Origin of the sequence: Bradyrhizobium sp. STM 3843 (assembly GCF_000239815.1) — a bacterium.
Lineage (GTDB): Bacteria > Pseudomonadota > Alphaproteobacteria > Rhizobiales > Xanthobacteraceae > Bradyrhizobium.
Genome location: NZ_CAFK01000314.1, coordinates 1 through 16,830, shown reverse-complemented (window position 1 = coordinate 16,830; position 16,830 = coordinate 1). Strand labels below are relative to the sequence as shown.

16 protein-coding genes are annotated in these 16,830 nt (G+C 64.5%); 9 read left to right on the top strand and 7 right to left on the bottom strand.

All coding sequences use genetic code 11. The annotated features are described in order from the left end of the window. Positions 1-12: 12 nt before the first annotated feature. The 4 genes from modC to BRAS3843_RS33735 form a co-directional block, all read right to left on the bottom strand. A complete protein-coding gene (modC, locus tag BRAS3843_RS33750; protein ID WP_008973716.1) occupies positions 13-1,113 on the bottom strand; it encodes a molybdenum ABC transporter ATP-binding protein in 1,101 nt (366 codons plus the stop codon). Further along, the gene (modB, locus tag BRAS3843_RS33745; RefSeq protein ID WP_008973715.1) at positions 1,110-1,793 is read right to left on the bottom strand and encodes a molybdate ABC transporter permease subunit; all 684 of its coding nucleotides are present in this window, start codon (positions 1,791-1,793) and stop codon (positions 1,110-1,112) included. Before modB ends, modC begins: the two co-directional genes overlap by 4 nt. 92 nt (positions 1,794-1,885) lie before the next feature. After that, positions 1,886-2,656 (bottom strand): molybdate ABC transporter substrate-binding protein, encoded by a 771-nt coding sequence (modA, locus tag BRAS3843_RS33740; protein WP_008973714.1) that lies wholly within the window; start codon positions 2,654-2,656, stop codon positions 1,886-1,888. A gap of 329 nt (positions 2,657-2,985) precedes the next feature. Then, the gene (locus BRAS3843_RS33735; RefSeq protein WP_008973713.1) at positions 2,986-3,918 is read right to left on the bottom strand and encodes a LysR family transcriptional regulator; all 933 of its coding nucleotides are present in this window, start codon (positions 3,916-3,918) and stop codon (positions 2,986-2,988) included. A gap of 152 nt (positions 3,919-4,070) precedes the next feature. On the opposite strand from BRAS3843_RS33735, the gene BRAS3843_RS33730 reads away from it, so the two are divergent. The 8 genes from BRAS3843_RS33730 to BRAS3843_RS33695 are packed head-to-tail and all read left to right on the top strand — an operon-like array spanning position 4,071 to position 12,688. Continuing rightward, entirely contained in the window at positions 4,071-5,096 is a 1,026-nt protein-coding gene (locus BRAS3843_RS33730) for a class 1 fructose-bisphosphatase (protein WP_008973712.1), read from the top strand. Positions 5,097-5,106: 10 nt separating this feature from the next. Beyond that, the gene (locus tag BRAS3843_RS33725; RefSeq protein ID WP_008973711.1) at positions 5,107-5,982 is read left to right on the top strand and encodes a phosphoribulokinase; all 876 of its coding nucleotides are present in this window, start codon (positions 5,107-5,109) and stop codon (positions 5,980-5,982) included. Further along, positions 5,979-8,006 carry a transketolase gene (tkt, locus tag BRAS3843_RS33720; protein ID WP_035983685.1) on the top strand — a complete coding sequence of 676 codons (2,028 nt, stop codon included), beginning with the start codon at positions 5,979-5,981 and terminating at the stop codon, positions 8,004-8,006. The genes BRAS3843_RS33725 and tkt overlap by 4 nt, the downstream gene beginning before the upstream one ends. A gap of 32 nt (positions 8,007-8,038) precedes the next feature. Beyond that, positions 8,039-9,121: a class II fructose-bisphosphate aldolase gene (gene fba / locus BRAS3843_RS33715; protein WP_008973709.1), complete on the top strand. Its 1,083-nt coding sequence runs from the start codon at positions 8,039-8,041 to the stop codon at positions 9,119-9,121. A 29-nt stretch (positions 9,122-9,150) separates the two neighbouring features. After that, entirely contained in the window at positions 9,151-10,611 is a 1,461-nt protein-coding gene (locus tag BRAS3843_RS33710; protein ID WP_008973708.1) for a form I ribulose bisphosphate carboxylase large subunit, read from the top strand. A gap of 12 nt (positions 10,612-10,623) precedes the next feature. Next, complete coding sequence (locus BRAS3843_RS33705; protein ID WP_008973707.1) at positions 10,624-11,046, top strand: ribulose bisphosphate carboxylase small subunit; 423 nt, start codon at positions 10,624-10,626, stop codon at positions 11,044-11,046. Next, positions 11,046-11,960 carry a CbbX protein gene (gene cbbX / locus BRAS3843_RS33700; protein WP_008973706.1) on the top strand — a complete coding sequence of 305 codons (915 nt, stop codon included), beginning with the start codon at positions 11,046-11,048 and terminating at the stop codon, positions 11,958-11,960. The genes BRAS3843_RS33705 and cbbX overlap by 1 nt, the downstream gene beginning before the upstream one ends. A gap of 2 nt (positions 11,961-11,962) precedes the next feature. Then, on the top strand, positions 11,963-12,688 hold the full coding sequence (locus BRAS3843_RS33695) for an HAD-IA family hydrolase (RefSeq protein WP_008973705.1): 726 nt from the start codon (positions 11,963-11,965) through the stop codon (positions 12,686-12,688). 8 nt (positions 12,689-12,696) lie between these two features. On the opposite strand, the gene BRAS3843_RS33690 is transcribed toward BRAS3843_RS33695, so the two are convergent. Further along, positions 12,697-14,013, bottom strand: coding sequence for a DUF3422 domain-containing protein (locus tag BRAS3843_RS33690; protein ID WP_008973704.1), 1,317 nt, complete (start codon positions 14,011-14,013; stop codon positions 12,697-12,699). A gap of 185 nt (positions 14,014-14,198) precedes the next feature. Continuing rightward, positions 14,199-15,617: a M20 family metallopeptidase gene (locus tag BRAS3843_RS33685; RefSeq protein ID WP_008973703.1), complete on the bottom strand. Its 1,419-nt coding sequence runs from the start codon at positions 15,615-15,617 to the stop codon at positions 14,199-14,201. A gap of 286 nt (positions 15,618-15,903) precedes the next feature. On the opposite strand from BRAS3843_RS33685, the gene BRAS3843_RS33680 reads away from it, so the two are divergent. Further along, complete coding sequence (locus tag BRAS3843_RS33680) at positions 15,904-16,149, top strand: hypothetical protein (protein WP_008973702.1); 246 nt, start codon at positions 15,904-15,906, stop codon at positions 16,147-16,149. 40 nt (positions 16,150-16,189) lie between these two features. Here the strand turns inward: BRAS3843_RS33680 and BRAS3843_RS33675 are convergent, their stop codons facing one another. Next, entirely contained in the window at positions 16,190-16,381 is a 192-nt protein-coding gene (locus BRAS3843_RS33675; protein WP_008973701.1) for a hypothetical protein, read from the bottom strand. Positions 16,382-16,830 lie beyond the last annotated feature (449 nt).

The following is a 16,830-nucleotide window of genomic DNA, read 5'->3' as shown; positions in this document are numbered from 1 at the left end:
GCAGGCGGTGCCTCAGGCGGAAGGCTCGCGCCGGACCAGCGCGACGCCTTTGACCTGGACATAGACCTCGAGGCCGGTCTTGAGATCGAGTTCGTTCCAGGAGCGCTCGGTCACGCGCGAGAGCAGCCTTGCGCCTGCGCCGTTTGCGCCCAAGCCGAGCAGGGCGGTGACCCGGTGATCGGACTGGCTGCGGATGCTGAGGATCTTGGCCGGGAGCACGTTCACGATGGTGCTCCGGCTCGGCTGTTCGCGCGCCAGGCTGACATCATCGGCCAGCACGCGCAGGCGACGGCTGTCGCCGATCCGCAAAGGTTCGGCCGGCACCAGGAACTGGCCGCCGGGGACCGCGAGCGTTGCCGTGCCATCTGCTTCGTTCTGGGCAATGACCGTTGCGTCGAGGCTGACCGCGGCATCGCGCGACACGGAGAGCGGCAGCGACAGATCGGCCTGCAGCTCGGTGAGCAACCCGGCGGCAATCACGCCGCCGCTTCGCATCAGCACGAGCTGATCGGCGAGCCGTTCAACCTCTGCCATGTCGTGGCTGATATAGAGGATCGGCAGGTCGAGCGCCGCATGCAGCCGCTCCAGATAGGGCAGGATCTCGTCTTTGGTCATCTGATCCAAGGCCGAGAGCGGCTCGTCCATCAGCAGGAGCTTCGGTTGGCTCAACAGAGCGCGGCCGATGGCGACGCGCTGGCGTTCGCCGCCGGAGAGGTTGCGCGGCGAGCGCTCCAGCAGCTTCTCAAGCCCGAGCAGGGCGACGACCTCGTCGAAAGCAATCGCGCCGACGCCGGCTTGCCCGGGATACCCGTACATCAGGTTGCGGTGAACCGAGAGATGCGGAAACAGATTGGCTTCCTGGAATACGTAGCCGATCGGCCGCTGGTGCACCGGGCGGAAGGTCTTTTCGTCCTGCCACACATCGCCGGCCACCGAACAGAAGCCTGTCTTCATGCGATTGAGGCCGGCAATGCAGCGCATCACGGCCGACTTGCCGCAGCCCGAGGGACCGAAGATCGCGGTGACGCCGCGCGCCGGCAGCTCGAATTGCGCGTTCAGCTCGAAGCGTCCGAGGCGCCCGCGAAAATCGACCTTGATCGTGTTGGCAGTCATGGCGCTATTCGGGTGACCTTCTTCTCGATCAGCATCATGGCGAGAATGACGCTGAAGGAGAAGACGACCATGCCGAGCGCGAGCACGGAAGCCTCGGCCCATTGCGAGGTCTCGACGTAATCATAGATCGCGATCGACAGCACCTTGGTCTTTCCGGGGATGTTGCCGCCGATCATCAACACCACGCCGAACTCGCCGACGGTGTGGGCGAAGCCGAGAATGGCGCCGGTCAGGAAGCCGGGGCTCGCCAGCGGCACCGCGACGGTCCAGAACGCACGCCAGGGTGAAGCGCGCAGGGTGGCTGCGGCTTCCATCGGCCTGTCGCCCATCGCGTCGAAGGCGTTGCGGATCGGCTGCACCACGAACGGCATCGAGAACAGGACCGAGCCGATCACCAGGCCCGGAAACGTGAAGGCTAGGGTGCGTGCGCCCCAAAGCGAGGCCAGCAGGCCGCCAGGTCCGTTCGGACCGAGCGCAACGAGAAGGTAGAAGCCGAGCACCGTCGGCGGCAGCACGAGCGGGATCGCCACCAGCGCCGCGACAGCCTCCTTCCACCAGCGCTTCGAGCGCGCCAGCCACCAGGCCACCGGCGTTCCCACCAGCAGAAGGATGATCGTCGTAAGCGAGGCCAGCTCGAGCGTCAGCCGGACCGGTTGCCAGATATCGCCGGAGAGAGTCATGGCGTGCGGACATGTTTTTTCGACCCTCCCCCTCCAGGGGAGGGTGACAGCTCAGCTCTTACGATTCCGAGCCGATCTACACCCATTTCCGCCTACGAGCCCGACTTCGGATCGAGCGCATAGCCGAACTTTTCGATCACGGCGCGGGCTTCGGGGCTTCTCAGGAAAGCGAGGAAGGCGGTGGCGGCCTCGTTGCCGGCCGAGGATTTCAGGAGCACGGCATCTTGCCGGATTTCGCTATAGAGGTCCTGCGGCACCAGCCAGCGTGATCCGCCGGCATTCGGCATCAGCTGCGACAACGCCACGAAGCCGATTTCGGCATTGCCGGTGTCCACGAACTGGAAGGCCTGCGAGATGGTGTTGCCCATCACGATCTTGGGCTGCAGCGTGTCATAGAGCTTGAGCGCCTTCAAGGTTTCCACCGCTGCGGCGCCGTAGGGTGCTGCGGTCGGATTGGCTATCGAGATCTTGTTGAAGGCGGCCGCTTTCAGGGTCTCTTCACCCTTTACGGCATTGGGATCCTTGCTCCAAAGCACCAGCTTGCCGATCGCATAGGTGAAGCGGCTGTCGGCCACGCCCAGCCCTTCGTCGACCAGTTTTTTCGGTCTCTCATCGTCCGCGGAGAGCAGGATCGCGAACGGCGCATTTTCCTTGATCTGGGTGTAGAACTGACCGGAGGCGCCGAAGCTCAGTACGGCCTCGTGGCCGGTCTTGGCCTTGAACAGCGCGGCGATCTCCTTCGCGGGCTCGGTAAAGTTCGCGGCCACGGCAATGTTCGCGCTGCCGGCGAATGCAGCTGCGCTGCTGAACAGGCAGGCCGTGGCGCAAAGAGCGGCGACCAGCGCCGAGCGGATCAGTTTCATCACGTTCAACCTCATTCCTTCATCGCGCCGACAGACGTCGGCCCAGAGGACCGTTCGCTCCGCCCGGCGCTTCCATCGCCGATGTCGCAAAGCCGACGGTGCGATCTGCGTCCAAGATATGGTGCAAGTGCCATTCCATTCCCATGGATCACATCGGCTCTGCCCGCAATATGCTATATCATCCCGTATACATGACGGTAAACGGCCTGGACCGGGCGCGTCAACGATCGTTGTCGTCAAGCGGCTTGCGGAAAGGCCGTCCGGGCGAGCGGACGGCCTGTCGGAAATGCGACAAACTGCCGACGTCAGGCCCAATCGCGCGCGAGCGGTCAGCCCTTGACCGCATCCGGCAGATAGCGCGCCCCCTCCTTGCCGAGGAAATCCAGCATTGCCTGGGCGGGCGGTAACAAAAGCTTGTCGGCCCGCCGGATCGCATGCCATTGGCGGATGATTGGCAGTCCTGGAATCTTCAGCGCGATCAGCCGGCCCTCTTCGAGCTCGTGGGACACCGTGTGCTGTGAGATGAAGGCGATGCCGAGACCCGCGATCACAGCCTGTTTGATGGTCTCGTTGCTGTCCATCTCCATGCTGATTTTCGGCTGCAATCGGTTCTTACGGAAAAAATCCTCCATCAGCATGCGCGTCCCCGACCCGACCTCGCGGATGATGAAGACCTCGCCCGCGAGATCGGTGGGCGCGATCCGCCGCTTCCTGGCGAGCCAGTGCCCCTGCGGTGCGATCACGACGTGCGGGTGTTTGCCGAGCGGCCGCATATCGACCTGGATGTCAGCGGGCGGCCGCCCCATGATGGCGATATCGAGGTCGTAGCCCCGTAGCGCCTCGCGGATCGTGTCGCGATTGCCGACCCGCAAGCTCACGTCGATCTTCGGGAAGCGGCGGGAAAATTCAGCGATCGCGAACGGTACGAAATATTTCGCCGTGCTGACGGCGCCGATCGACACGCGCCCGCCGCTGCGGCCGGCGATCATCTCGAGTTCCTGTTCGCAATCGAGCATTGCAGCTTCGACACGTTCGGTCAGCACGAGCACGCTGCGCCCGGCGTCGGTCAGGACCATGCCGTCCGCGGTTCGCTGGATCAGCGGCAGGCCGGCAAGCTCCTGCAGGTTACGGATCTGCAGGGTTACGGCCGGTTGCGTCAAATGGAGGCGGCCGGCCGCCGACGTCACCGAGCCGGAGGTCTGGACTGCCGCGAGCGCGCGGAGCTGCCGGATGGTCAAATCGCGCGAAAAGCGCTTAGCCATGATCCTCCTCCCATAAAAAAAACTTTTGTCGATCCAAAGATAAAGAAATTTCCCTAATCGCGCAATTCGCGCCTTGATAGGCGTGCGACGATGCTGAAACGTCGCAAGCGTCAAGCCCGAACAAGAGGGGCGGGCGGTACGGGAGGGGGCACATGGACCAACATCTGACATTGCAGGCTCATCTCGCCGCGCAAGGCGCCGAAACGTCCTGTGCTGCGGTTATCGAAGCCCTGGCCGCAGCCGTGCGCGATATCGCTCGGCTGATTGCCGTTGCCCCCCTCTCGGACGGAAATGACGGCGTCGCCGGGTTCAATGCCGACGGCGACGGACAAAAGCAGCTTGATCTCGTCGCCGACGGCCTGATGCGGGAGGCGCTGCGCCAGGCGCCGGTGGCCGGCATCCTGTCCGAGGAGGTCGATCTGCCGGAAACGGTGGATGCGCTGGCGCCGCTCTGCGTCGCGATCGATCCGTTGGACGGCTCGGCCAATCTCGAGAACAACGTCTCGGTCGGCACCATCTTCTCGATCAGGCCACGTGGCCGTGACGTCGTCTCGAGCTTCTTCGAGCCGGGCACCGCGCAGCGCGCGGCGGGCTTCTTCATCTATGGACCGCAGACATCGCTGGTGCTGGCGATCGACCGGCGCGTCGATCTGTTCGTGCTCCATCCGTCGCTGCGCGAGTTCGTGCTTGCCAAGACGAACGTGCGCATTCCGCAGGATACGCCTGAATTCGCGATCAATGCCTCGAACCGGCGGCACTGGAACGGCGCGGTCCGCAATTATGTCGACGAATGTCTGTCCGGCACGGCCGGGCCGCGGGGCCGCGACTTCAACATGCGCTGGATCGCGTCGCTGGTGGCTGAAGCCTATCGCATCCTGATACGCGGCGGCGTGTTCCTCTATCCGGCCGATCTGCGTCCCGGCTATCGCGAAGGCCGCCTGCGGCTGGTGTATGAGGCGCATCCGATGGCCCTGATCATGGAATGGGCGGGAGGCGCAGCGTCGAACGGCCGCTCGCGCGTCCTTGAACTGTCGGCCCGCTCGCCGCACCAGCGCGCGCCGCTGATGATGGGCGACGCACGCGCGGTGCGCGACCTCGACATCCTGCATGAGGGCGTCGAGCCGCTGTTCGAAAGCAGCGATGCGCCGCTGTTCGCGCGCCGCGGCCTGTTCCGCTGAGGAGGGCTCCATGTCACGTCGTCATCCCATCATCTCGATCACAGGCTCCTCGGGCGCCGGCACGACGTCGGTCAAGAAGACGTTCGAGAACATCTTCCGCCGCGAGAACGTCAAGGCGACCTATATCGAAGGCGACGCGTTCCATCGCTACGACCGCGAGGAAATGCGGCGCAAGATGGTTGAGGAGCAGGAGCGGGGCAACAAGCATTTCAGCCATTTCAGCCCCGATACCAACCTGTTCGAGGAGCTGGAAAGGACCTTTCGCGACTATTCCGAATCCGGCACCGGCATGACGCGCCACTACGTGCATGATGAAGAGGAAGCGCGCCTCTATGACGGGCGCCCAGGCACATTCACGGAATGGACGCAGCTGCCCGGCGACTCCGATCTCTTGTTCTATGAAGGGCTCCACGGCGCCGTCGTCACCGAGAAGGTGAATATCGCGAAATATGCCGATCTGAAGATCGGCGTCGTCCCGGTCATCAATCTCGAATGGATCCAGAAGCTGCATCGCGATCGCGCCTCGCGCGGCTATTCGACCGAAGCGGTGACCGACACGATCCTCCGGCGCATGCCGGACTACGTGAACTACATCATTCCGCAGTTCTCGGAGACCGACATCAATTTCCAGCGCGTGCCGACCGTCGACACGTCAAATCCTTTCATCGCGCGCTGGATCCCGACTCCGGACGAATCGATGGTGGTGATCCGCCTGAAGAATCCCCGCGGCATCGATTTCCCCTATCTGCTCTCGATGATCCCGCAGAGCTTCATGTCGCGGGCCAATTCGATCGTCATTCACGGCGCGAAGCTGGACCTCGCGATGCAGCTGATTTTGACGCCGATGATCCTGCAACTGATGGAACGAAAGAGGCGCACGCTATGACCGCAATGGCCCTGCAAACCGTGGCTGCGAAGCCGGAGATCAGGCACGCCGAGATGGCGAACGCCATCCGCTTTCTTGCGATCGACGCGGTCGAGAAAGCAAAGTCGGGGCACCCTGGCATGCCGATGGGCATGGCCGATGTCGCGACCGTGCTGTTCTCGCAATTTCTCAAATTCGACCCCGCCGATCCAACCTGGCCGGATCGCGATCGCTTTGTGCTGTCGGCAGGCCATGGCTCGATGCTGCTCTATGCGCTTCTTCATCTGACGGGCTACGAGGCCGTGACGCTCGATGAGCTGAAATCGTTTCGGCAATGGGGCGCGAAGACGCCGGGGCATCCCGAATATGGCCACACGCCGGGGGTCGAGACCACGACCGGGCCGCTGGGCCAGGGCATTGCAACCGCGGTCGGCATGGCGCTGGCCGAGCGGATGATGAATGCGCGTTACGGTGACGACCTGGTCGATCACCACACCTATGTGATCGCTGGCGACGGCTGCCTGATGGAAGGCATCAGCCATGAGGCGATCTCGCTGGCGGGACATCTCAAGCTCAACCGCCTGATCGTGCTGTTCGACGACAATCATATCTCGATTGACGGCTCGACCTCGCTGGCCTGTTCGGATGATCAGCTGGCGCGCTTCGCGGCATCGGGCTGGGCGACGCGTCGGATCGACGGCCACGATCCCGCGGCGATTGCCGATGCGATCGCACAGGCGCGACAAAGTGATCGTCCCAGCCTGATTGCGTGCCGAACGACGATCGGCTTCGGCTCGCCGGGACGGCAGGGATCTGAAAAGGCGCACGGCGCGCCGCTCGGTGCGGAGGAGGTCGAGAAGACGCGCGTAGCCTTGAACTGGCTGCATCGACCATTCGAAGTCCCGGCCGACGTGCTGGTGAGCTGGCGCGAGGTCGGCGCGCGCGGCCGCGCCGAACGTGAGGCGTGGAAGGAGCGAACGCGGCGGCTCTGCGCGGGTGGACGATCGCCCTGTCATGATGCGTTGAACAAGAAATTGCCCGCAGCCTACGTCGAGCAGATGTCGCAGTTGCTGGCGCAACTCACGACCGAAGGACCGAAGATCGCGACGCGCCAGGCGTCGCAGATCGTGATCGACGTGATCGCCCAGGCGTTGCCCAATCTGTTGGGTGGTTCGGCGGACCTGACCCACTCCAACCTGACCAAGGCGAAGACGCAAAAGCCAGTCACGCCCGATACGATGGACGGCAACTATATCCATTACGGCGTGCGTGAGCATGCGATGGCGGCTGCGATGAACGGCATCGCGCTGCACGGCGGGTTCATTCCGTATGGGGGCACGTTCCTGGCGTTCGCCGATTACAGCCGTCCCGCGATCCGGCTCGCGGCGCTGATGGGCATCCGGGTCATCCATGTGATGACGCATGACTCGATCGGGCTCGGCGAGGATGGCCCGACCCACCAGCCCGTGGAGCATGTGCCGGCCTTGCGCGCCATCCCGAACCTGCTGGTATTTCGCCCTGCCGATGCGGTGGAGACAGCCGAGGCGTGGGATTGCGCGCTGCGGGCCGAGACCTCGCCTTCGGTGCTTTGTCTCTCGCGTCAGGCGCTGCCGCCGTTCCGGACAGAGCCGTCCGACCACAATCGCGTGGCGCTCGGCGCTTACGTCGTCGATGAGCCCGAGAGCGGACGCGACGTCACGCTGATAGCGACCGGCTCGGAAGTCGCGATCGCGCGTGAGGCCGCCAGGCTGCTTGCTGCCGACGGCGTGCGCGCCGCAGTGGTCTCGGCGCCATGTTTCGAACTGTTCCGTCAGCAGCCTTCCGAGTATCGCGCTGGCGTTCTCGGAGAGGCGCCGCGGATCGGTGTCGAAGCCGCCGTCGAAGGCGATTGGGGGCGCTGGCTCGGCGACAGCGGCGAGTTCGTCGGTATGCACGGCTTCGGTGCATCGGCGCCTGCCGACGTCCTCTACCGTGAATTCGGCATTACAGCCGCCGCGGTCGCCGATGCAGCTTTGCGCAGCATCATCCGCGCGCAAGCGACCTGAAGATTCAGACAACACGGGACGGAGACGGACAAATGGCGCGGATCACCTTGAGGCAGTTGCTGGACCACGCCGCCGAGCGCGGCTACGGCGTGCCGGCGTTTAATATCAACAATATGGAGCAGGGGCTTGCGATCATGGAGGCGGCGGCCGCCGTCGACGCCCCCGTGATCATCCAGGCCTCGCGCGGCGCGCGCTCCTATGCCGGCGACATCATGCTGGCGAAGATGATCGACGCGCTGGAAGAGATGTATCCGCAGATACCGCTCTGCCTGCACCAGGACCACGGCAATGACGAGGCCACCTGCGCGACCGCGATCAAGTACGGCTTCACCTCCGTCATGATGGACGGCTCGCTCAAGGCCGATGCCAAGACCGCGGCCGATTACGACTACAATGTCGATATCACGCGGCGCGTCGTCGAGATGGCGCATTGGGTCGGGGCGTCCGTCGAGGGCGAACTCGGCGTGCTCGGCTCGCTCGAGCATGGCGGCGGCGAGCAGGAGGACGGTCACGGCGTCGAAGGCAAGGTGAGCCACGATCAGCTGCTGACCGATCCCGTGCAGGCCGTCGACTTCGTCCGTGCGACCAAGGTCGATGCGCTCGCAATTGCGATGGGGACCTCGCATGGCGCCTACAAATTCTCGCGCAAGCCGGATGGCGACATCCTCGCCATGCATGTGATCGAGGAGATCCATCGCCGGCTGCCGAACACGCATCTGGTCATGCATGGCTCGTCCTCGGTACCGCAGTCCCTGCAGGACATGTTCAACGCCTTCGGCGGCGAGATGCCGCAGACCTGGGGCGTACCGGTCGAGGAGATCGTCCGCGGCATCCGGCACGGCGTGCGCAAGGTCAATATCGATACCGACTGCCGGCTCGCCATGACCGCAATATTCCGGAAAGTGGCGTCGCAGTCGGGGGTCGAGTTCGACCCGCGTAAATTCCTAAAGCCCGCGATGGACCAGATGCGTGAGCTGTGCCGCGAACGGTTCGAGCAGTTCGGTACCGCCGGCAACGCGTCGAAGATCAGGGTGATCCCCCAGGCGGAGATGGCCAAGCGATACCGCTCCGGCGCGCTCGACCCACGGATCGGGGGAATGACCGAGGCTGCGTGAAGTAGACCCACAACGAACAGGAGGAACACATGAACGATCAGTCGATCACCGTGCGCGGCAAGGATCGCTACAAGTCCGGCGTGATGGAATACAAGCGCATGGGCTATTGGGAGCCATCCTATCAGCCCAAGGACACCGACGTCATCGCGCTCTTCCGCGTCACGCCGCAGGATGGCGTCGATCCGACCGAGGCTTGCGCTGCGGTTGCCGGCGAATCGTCGACTGCGACCTGGACCGTGGTGTGGACCGACCGGCTCACAGCGGCCGAGAAGTATCGCGCCAAATGCTACCGGGTCGAACCTGTTCCGAGCTCGCCGGGCAGCTATTTCGCCTACATCGCCTATGATCTCGACTTGTTCGAGGCGGGCTCGATCGCCAATCTGACCGCGTCGATCATCGGCAATGTGTTCGGCTTCAAGCCGCTGAAGGCGCTGCGGCTCGAGGACATGCGGCTGCCGGTCGCTTATGTGAAGACCTTCCAGGGGCCGGCCACCGGAATCGTGGTCGAGCGCGAACGGCTCGACAAGTTCGGCCGGCCGCTGCTCGGGGCCACCGTCAAGCCGAAGCTGGGCCTGTCCGGACGCAACTACGGCCGCGTGGTCTATGAGGCGCTGAAGGGTGGACTCGATTTCACCAAGGACGACGAGAACATCAATTCGCAGCCGTTCATGCATTGGCGCGAGCGCTTCCTCTACTGCATGGAGGCTGTGAACAAGGCGCAGGCGGCGACCGGCGAGATGAAGGGCACCTATCTCAACGTCACCGCGGCGACCATGGAGGACATGTATGAGCGCGCCGAGTTCGCCAAGCAACTCGGCTCCTGCATCGTCATGATCGATCTTGTGATCGGTTACACCGCGATCCAGTCGATGGCGAAGTGGGCGCGCAAGAACGACATGATCCTTCACCTGCACCGCGCCGGACATTCGACCTACACGCGGCAGCGCTCGCACGGCGTCTCGTTCCGCGTCATCGCCAAATGGATGCGGCTCGCCGGTGTCGACCACATCCATGCCGGCACCGTGGTCGGCAAGCTCGAAGGCGATCCGAACACCACGCGCGGCTACTACGACATCTGTCGCGAGGATTTCAACCCGATGCGGCTCGAGCACGGCGTGTTCTTTGACCAGCCTTGGGCCAGCCTCAACAAGATGATGCCGGTCGCCTCCGGCGGCATCCACGCCGGGCAGATGCACCAGCTGCTCGATCTGCTCGGTGAGGATGTGGTGCTGCAGTTCGGCGGCGGCACCATCGGCCATCCTCGCGGCATCGCCGCCGGCGCGACCGCCAACCGCGTCGCGCTGGAAGCGATGATCCTCGCCCGCAATGAGGGGCGCGACTACGTGCATGAGGGCCCGGAGATCCTGGCCAGGGCGGCGCAGAGCTGCACGCCGCTGCGTGAGGCGCTCGAGGTCTGGAAGGACGTCACCTTCAACTATGAATCGACCGATACGCCGGACTTCGTTCCGACCGTCACGGCTGCGGTGTAAGAGGAGATCACTATGCGCGTCACTCAGGGCTGCTTTTCTTTCCTCCCCGATCTGACCGACGAGCAGATCACGGCGCAGGTCCAATATTGTCTCGACAAAGGTTGGGCGGTGAACATCGAGTTCACCGATGATCCGCATCCCCGCAACACCTATTGGGAGATGTGGGGATTGCCGATGTTCGACCTGCGCGATGCGGCCGGCATCATGCGCGAGCTTGCGGATTGCCGGAAGATCTATGGCGACCGCTATATCCGCATCTCCGGCTTCGATTCCAGCCACGGCTGGGAATCGCTGCGCATCTCATTCATCGTCAACCGGCCGCAGCATGAGCCGGGCTTCCGGCTCGACCGGCAGGAAACTGTCGGCCGTAACCTCCGCTACGCCACGCATGCCTATGCCACCGAGCGACCCGAAGGCGAGCGGTATTCCTCATGATGCAGACGGCGCAGGTGGATGCAAACCAGGTGGCGCCGGTCGACACCATCGACCTGCGTCGCGAATTCGAGGATGTCGAGATCGCGCCGGTGCTCGAGCAGCTCGACCGCGAACTGGTCGGGCTGGCGCCGGTCAAGACGCGGATCCGGGAGATCGCCTCGCTGCTGCTGATGGAGCGCATCCGGCAGAAGATGGGGCTTACGACCACGTTCCCGACCCTGCACATGTCGTTCACCGGCAATCCCGGCACCGGCAAGACCACGGTGGCGCTGCGCATGGCCGGCATCCTGCACCGGCTCGGCTTCGTCCGCCGCGGCCACGTCATCAGCGTGACGCGCGACGATCTGGTCGGGCAGTATATCGGCCACACCGCGCCCAAGACCAAGGAAGTGCTGAAGAAGGCGATGGGCGGTGTGCTGTTCATCGACGAGGCCTACTATCTTTATCGGCCCGAGAATGAGCGCGATTACGGCCAGGAGGCAATCGAGATCCTGCTGCAGATCATGGAGAGCCAGCGCGAGGATCTCGTGGTCATTCTCGCCGGCTACGCCGATCGGATGGAGAAATTCTTCTCGTCCAATCCGGGCTTTCGCTCGCGCATCGCCCATCACATCGATTTCCCGGATTATTCGGAAGGCGAGCTGCTGACCATCGCCGAGCTGATGCTGGAAGGGCAGAATTATCGGTTCACTCCCGAGGCCCGTGCTGCATTTGAGAAATACATCTCGGTGCGCAGGACGCAGCCGCTGTTTTCCAACGCACGCTCGATCCGCAACGCGCTCGATCGCGTCCGGCTGCGCCAGGCCAACCGGTTGGTCTCGCGGCTCGACCGGGTGCTGACCTCGAACGACGTGATGTCGATCGAGGCGGCCGACGTGCTGGCAAGCCGGGTGTTTCGCAACGCGGAGCAGTAAGCATGAGCCTCGCATTGGTAAGGGCGATCACACCGACCGACAGGATTCGACGCCGGCTCGCCGAGGCCGCCGCGTTGATCTTCGACGTCGACGGCACCTTGGCCGAGACCGAGGAGCTGCATCGCGAAGCCTTCAACGAGGCCTTCGTGCAGCTCGGGCTCGACTGGCATTGGGGACGGCGCATCTACAAGGAGCTCCTGCGTGTGACCGGCGGCAAGGAGCGCATCCGCGCCTTCGATCAGAGGCGGCGATCCGGCCCGCCCTTGACCGATGCCGCCATTGCCAGACTGCACCATGTCAAAACCGAGCGGTTCGCTGTCCTGATGGCCGAGAAGGGCTGTCCATTGCGGCCGGGAGTTCGGTCGCTGCTCGATGCCGCGCTTGCGCGCGGGCAGACACTGGCTATTGCGACCACCACGACACGGGGCAATATCGACGCGCTGCTCGCGCCGGCGCTGGGCCCGGCCTGGGAGGCGAAATTTGCTGCGGTGGTCGCGGCCGACGATGTCGCACGCAAGAAGCCGGCGCCTGATGCCTATCTTGAGGTGCTGTCGCAGCTCGACCTCTCGGGATCGAGTTGCGTGGCTATCGAAGATTCCCGTAACGGCCTGATCGCAGCGACGCGCGCCGGCATTCCGGCGCTGATCACCCGCAGCCGTTATTTCGGTGACGACGCTTTCGACGGTGCGCTTGCGGTCGTCGATGATCTCACCGAACTTGCGCCTTGATGCTCTGATCACATCGGCTCGTTGATGTGCGAGCGACGGATGTGGCGCACCCTGAGCCAGATCGTCAACGCCGCCAGCGGCACGAACACGGCGATGGCATAGCCGGGCTCGACATGCAGCGCGCCGGTCTCGTGCGCGGCCTTGACCAGGTAAGAGAACAGCCCGGTCAGGTAATAGGTGATCGCAGCGACCGAGAGGCCTTCGACCGTGGTCTGCAGCCGCAGCTGCAGCCGGGTCCGCGCATTCATCGATTTCAACAGCTCCTGGTTCTGCTGCTCCAGCTCGACGTCGACCCGCGTGCGCAGCAGATTGGCGGCGCGCGCCAGCCGCAGCGAGAGCGCGCCCTGGCGCGCTTCGGTCGCCATGCAGGTGCGCATCGCCGGCGCCATCCGCCGAACCAGGAACGATGACCAGGTCGGAAAGCCCGGCGTCTTGCGCTCGCCGATGCTGTCGAGCCGTTGCGTGACGATCTCGTCATAGGCGCGGCTGGCGCCGAACCGGAACAGGCTGGCGGCGGCTCCAGCCTCGACCTCGGCGGCGAGCGCCGTCAGCTCGCTGAGCATCTGGTTGTTGTCGGAAAGATCGGTTGCACTGCGCATGCGCTCGGTGACTTCGGCGAGCCGCTTCTCGGCAGCGTTGATCGACGGCGACAGCCGCTGCGCCTCGGGCAGGCCGAGCAGCGCCAGGTTCCGGTAGGTTTCGATGTCCAGGAGATGCTGGACCGTGCTGCCGATCCGCGCCGGGCTCATGCCGCGATCGAGCAGCAGGATGCGCACATAGCCTTCCGGATTGGCCTGGAAGTCGGTGGCATAGAGGCCGTTGCCGTCGGCGATCTCGGCCATTGCGAGGCTGACGGAATCGAACATCGCCAGCTGGCTGGTCCTGACCTCGTCGTCGGCTAGCACGTTGAGATCGACGGCGACCAGCAGCGGCCCCGGCTGCGGCACGAGCCGCATCGGCGCGGCGAGCGACGCTGCGGATGGATGAAACGCGCCGGCATTCGGGTCGACCGGCACGTCCCAGGTATAGGTCGTGAACTCGGAATGCTGCTCCCAGCGCAGCACGGTGCCGCCGAGTGACATCCGGAAGTGCTTGTCCTGCGGCGGGGGCGGCGGCAGCCCGCGCGACTTGCACAGGTCGATCAGGTGCGCGCGGTCGGCAGCGGCGCGCGGGCCGGAGGTCTCGAAGCCGAAATGCAGGATGCGCGCCGGTACCGTCACCGGATGCGACGGCCGGGCGTGGACCTCGCCAAGCACGGCCGTTCGCAGCGGGTGCGGCGCGAGCCGCGCGACCTCGCTGTCACCGATCAAGACCTCATTGCTCATGTCAGGCAAATCCGCTGCACCCGTTCGACTCGCGCATCAACGCATATTCGTTGCTGCAAGTCGACATAGGCGTGCGCCATGACATCATCGTCGCGCGCCCGCGACGTGCACGTGACGAGGTGAGGCAGCGGCTGCCGATGGAAACTTCGTTTCCATTTTCGCGGGCCGCCGCCTGCACCTTTTGCTCACGCCACCGACATGGTCAGCGGCGGCTCGACCTCTTCCGGCAGCGGGCTGACATAGGGCGTCCGCGCCGTGCGCTTGTTCAGGTCGGCCTTGGCGGCGGCGATCAGCGCGGGCTCGTTCAGCGCCTTGACGCCGAGCGACGCCATCGCCTTGGCCGCCTGCACCATGGCCTTGTGCGCGGCCGGCGACTTGCCCTGCGCCACGACCTGCCAGGTATGGAACGGCGTGCCGATCGCGACCGTCGGCGCGTGCACCTGCACGGTCGGCACCACCCAGCTGACGTCGCCGACATCGGTCGAGCCGATCTGCGGGTTGCGCTTGGCATCGAGCGGCACCAGGAAATCCGCAAGTGGCCGGTCGGTCGGCTCCATGCCGATCGAGTAGTAGACCGACGAGATGTCCTTGTCGGTCAGCGTCGCCTGGATCTGGCCTGCGAAATTCTTATCGGTGTCGTCGAAATGCGGCGGCCCGAGCTCTTCCATGATCCTGTGGAGCGCCTGCTCCAGCGGCGTATTCGGCATGATGTTGGAGACGGCGGAGATGATCTTCATCTCGACCTTGGTCTCGGTCATCAGCGCCGCGCCTTGCGCGATCTTGTGCACGCGCCCGACCAGCTCGTTCATGCCGGGCAGGTCGCGGGCGCGGATCGAATAGCGTACCCGCGCATGCGCCTGCACCACGTTCGGTGCAATGCCGCCGGTATCCAGCAGCGCATAATGCACGCGCGCGTCGCTCGGCATGTGCTCGCGCATGTAGTTGACGCCGACATTCATCAGTTCGACTGCGTCGAGCGCGCTGCGGCCGAGATGCGGCGAGGCGGCGGCGTGCGACGTGCGGCCGGTGAAGGTGAAATCGGCGCGGGTGTTGGCGAGCGACGGCGTCATCACCACTTCCCAGAAGCTCGACGGATGCCAGGTGATCGCGATGTCGGCATCCGAAAAGGCGCCGGAGCGCACCATGAAGGCCTTGGCGGCGCCGCCTTCCTCGGCCGGACAGCCGTAATAGCGCACGCGCCCCGGCACCTTGTTGGTCGCGAGCCAGTCCTTGACGGCGGTGGCGGCGAGCAGCGCGGCGGAGCCGAGCAGATTGTGGCCGCAGCCGTGACCGTGACCACCGGTCTCGACCGGCCGATGCTCGGCAACACCGGCCTCCTGGCTCAGGCCGGGCAGGGCGTCGTATTCGCCAAGAAACGCGATCACCGGGCCGCCTTCACCCCATTCGCCCATCAGCGCGGTCGGAATGCCCGCGACCTTTTCGGTAATCCGAAAGCCCTGATGGCGCAGCTCGGCGAGGTGCTCTGCGGCCGAGCGCGCCTCGGTGTAGCAGACCTCCGGCATACCCCAGACTTTGTCACTGAGCTCGATGAAACGGGGTTTGATCGCGTCGACGCCGCGCCAGATGTCGCTACGGTTGTCCATCTTAGGTCCCTGAAGTGTGATGCATTTTGGAGGAGGCCATGGTTATCAGCTTCGCTTTGTCGCGCCTAGCGCGCTCGCAAGTAGCAGCCATGCGGGCCACCAGGAGACCGCCTCCGCATTCGCAAATTTGAGCACGCGCTGTGCATCGCGCTGTGCAGCATGCCGCTTTCTGCAGCGCAGCAGCCTCGTTGCCGGCTCGGATTTTGGAACTGTCGGAGAGTGCACGTGATACGATCAGGAACGATCGGGATCGCGCCCGGTTGGGGCTCAAAGGGAGCGCAAAAGCATGCGAGCAGGATCCATTGCGGCCATTGCGGCGCTGTTGATCATTCTGGCAGGCGCGGTGGCTTTCGCCTATCTCGGGCTGACGGTACCGGGCGAGCCGATGCCGACACAAGGCTGGATCGCGCTGACGCTCGGCGTCGTGTTCTCGCTGATCGTGGGCATCGGGCTGATGGCGCTGGTGTTCTACAGCAGCCGCCGCGGCTATGACGAAGCCGCGCATTTCCGTTCGGACGATCGCCGGGACTGAGGCCAGCGGCCCCGCTGTTTCCGCCGATGCAGCGGGTTGCTCAAAATGCCGGGCGCGGCGGGTGCTCGGTACGCGGGTGCCGATCGTGCAGAAGCTTTGCGAGGTCGTGACGCAGCTCCTCGTGACTGCGCATCGCGGTCTCGAACAGCGCTTCCTGAATGTCGCGCGGCATGTCGCCCCACACGCTGATCGCGGCTGCCCCAAGCAGCTGTGCAAACCTGGTCTCGTCCATGTGGCACCTCCCGACGGGGTTACGTCCGGGCGCAGCAAATGTTCCATGCCTGCCTCCGGAGCCTTCATCACTGCGCGAGACTATACGTTCTCGCCGCGCGATGCGCCCGAGTTGATCGAGAGTTCACCCTGCTCGCATGCGAGAGGGTGCAGGGAATGCCGGGTGATGGCCTCACCCATGGCCCGCCTGCATCAAAGAAAGCAGGCGGCAGGTACCACAGGTTCAGCCGGATCAACCCGGCATTCCCCGCGCGATGGTCTTAACGCTTATGTCGCGCTCTCCTCGGTGTGCCGGGCTTGTTAGCCACCGTCGCCCTTGGGATCATCGTCACCCAAGAGCTTAGCGCCAGCGTCGGGGCGCCAGGACCACACGATTTCACGTCCGCATCACCCTGTTCGTCCGCGCGAATGATCACGCTTGCCAGGGCGGTTACGGCCACCGCATCCCCG

Coding starts and splice junctions, on each gene's coding strand:
- BRAS3843_RS33685 (WP_008973703.1), bottom strand. CDS start 15,617: ATGGACAACCGTAGCGACATCTGGCGCGGCGTCGACGCGATCAAACCC.
- BRAS3843_RS33705 (WP_008973707.1), top strand. CDS start 10,624: ATGCGCGTCACTCAGGGCTGCTTTTCTTTCCTCCCCGATCTGACCGAC.
- modB (WP_008973715.1), bottom strand. CDS start 1,793: ATGACTCTCTCCGGCGATATCTGGCAACCGGTCCGGCTGACGCTCGAG.
- BRAS3843_RS33690 (WP_008973704.1), bottom strand. CDS start 14,013: ATGAGCAATGAGGTCTTGATCGGTGACAGCGAGGTCGCGCGGCTCGCG.
- tkt (WP_035983685.1), top strand. CDS start 5,979: ATGACCGCAATGGCCCTGCAAACCGTGGCTGCGAAGCCGGAGATCAGG.
- fba (WP_008973709.1), top strand. CDS start 8,039: ATGGCGCGGATCACCTTGAGGCAGTTGCTGGACCACGCCGCCGAGCGC.
- BRAS3843_RS33730 (WP_008973712.1), top strand. CDS start 4,071: ATGGACCAACATCTGACATTGCAGGCTCATCTCGCCGCGCAAGGCGCC.
- BRAS3843_RS33710 (WP_008973708.1), top strand. CDS start 9,151: ATGAACGATCAGTCGATCACCGTGCGCGGCAAGGATCGCTACAAGTCC.
- BRAS3843_RS33735 (WP_008973713.1), bottom strand. CDS start 3,918: ATGGCTAAGCGCTTTTCGCGCGATTTGACCATCCGGCAGCTCCGCGCG.
- modC (WP_008973716.1), bottom strand. CDS start 1,113: ATGACTGCCAACACGATCAAGGTCGATTTTCGCGGGCGCCTCGGACGC.
- modA (WP_008973714.1), bottom strand. CDS start 2,656: ATGAAACTGATCCGCTCGGCGCTGGTCGCCGCTCTTTGCGCCACGGCC.
- cbbX (WP_008973706.1), top strand. CDS start 11,046: ATGCAGACGGCGCAGGTGGATGCAAACCAGGTGGCGCCGGTCGACACC.
- BRAS3843_RS33680 (WP_008973702.1), top strand. CDS start 15,904: ATGCGAGCAGGATCCATTGCGGCCATTGCGGCGCTGTTGATCATTCTG.
- BRAS3843_RS33725 (WP_008973711.1), top strand. CDS start 5,107: ATGTCACGTCGTCATCCCATCATCTCGATCACAGGCTCCTCGGGCGCC.
- BRAS3843_RS33695 (WP_008973705.1), top strand. CDS start 11,963: ATGAGCCTCGCATTGGTAAGGGCGATCACACCGACCGACAGGATTCGA.
- BRAS3843_RS33675 (WP_008973701.1), bottom strand. CDS start 16,381: ATGGACGAGACCAGGTTTGCACAGCTGCTTGGGGCAGCCGCGATCAGC.